The following is a 1235-nucleotide window of genomic DNA, read 5'->3' on the forward strand; positions in this document are numbered from 1 at the left end:
CCAGAACCTAAGCTAGTTCCAGATGAAGAACCGTCTGAATTGTTAGTTCCACTACCTCTTCTTACAGCAGCATTTAAAGTCATACCACCAAGATCTTTGATGTAGTTAAATACTCCTGAAGAACCTACAGCACCAACTCTTCCTGATGTAGTAGTATCTAGACCATCCCAGATTTCTTCTGCTGCAGTCGGTGTTTTATCATCGATTGTAGCTAAACCTGATCCTGATCCTTGGTCAAAAGCAATTGTTCCCATATCACCCATATCAACTGACAATCTAGCTGATGACATACCAGCAAATTGGTCTTTTGATGTTTGCATGTATGAAACTGTGTAACCATTAACATCACCTGATGCAGTGAATGCAATATTTGTTTTCATACCAAATGGGTTACCAGTTGTTTCATTGTCATGTTCTGAAGTGTACGTTAATAGCGTAGCACCACTTACAGTCATTTCAGCAGCGTATGCTGATGAAACCGCAAGAGAACCAGCTAAAGCAGTTAACCCCAGTTTTTTCAAATTATTCATAATTTACTCCTTTTGTTTTCATATATGAATGTCCATAAAATATTAGATTTTCTGATATTTTGGCTAATAATTAGCAAAATTTAGTATTTTAATAATATGTGTTGCTATTATATCACACTATTTAAATTCGGCTTTAAATTAAGGCTTTTAAGCACTATTAAGTTAAATAAATGAAAAACATTTTAATATTTATTCTAATTTCAATAATGTTGAGTTCATGCGGGGTCTGGAGACCAGCTGATGCAAGAAAGGTTCCTGTTAACGCAAATGAACGTGTTCAAAAAAATATGAATGAAGGTAGAGGTTTTAGATTAGGCACTATTAATAAAAATGGTGGGGATTTTATGTTTGCATCATCAAATCCAATGTGGCGAGCAACTATGGAAAAACTCAGTTTTGCTCCTCTAGGAGTTGTAGATTATGGAGGTGGTATAATTATTACTGATTGGTTTAGTGATGGTAAAAGCACTGAAGAGTTAAAGATTGCTGTGAGATTTTTAACCAATGAAATAAGATCTGATGCAATTAAAGTTATAATTCATAAAAGGGAATGTAAAACATTCAACAATTGTGTAATAAATGAACTAAATAATTCAACAAACAATGAAATCAAATTTGCGATATTAAAAAAAGCTGCTGAAATTGAAACACAAGTATCTGAAAAAAAAAACCAGCTTTCAATATCAGATTTAATTCCAAATAAAT

At 33.0% G+C, this 1235-nt stretch carries 1 protein-coding gene and 1 pseudogene; one reads left to right on the plus strand and one right to left on the minus strand.

Features of this window, described 5'->3' with window-relative positions:
- Positions 1–530, minus strand: a pseudogene (locus AMN95_RS05335) (hypothetical protein); the annotation flags it as partial.
- 170 nt (positions 531–700) lie between these two features.
- On the opposite strand from AMN95_RS05335, the gene AMN95_RS05340 reads away from it, so the two are divergent.
- Positions 701–1235: DUF3576 domain-containing protein (locus AMN95_RS05340; protein WP_075522925.1), on the plus strand; the 535-nt coding region annotated here is incomplete at its 3' end.

The sequence above is a fragment of the Candidatus Pelagibacter communis genome, assembly GCF_001180185.1.
Taxonomy (GTDB): Bacteria; Pseudomonadota; Alphaproteobacteria; order Pelagibacterales; family Pelagibacteraceae; genus Pelagibacter; species Pelagibacter ubique_F.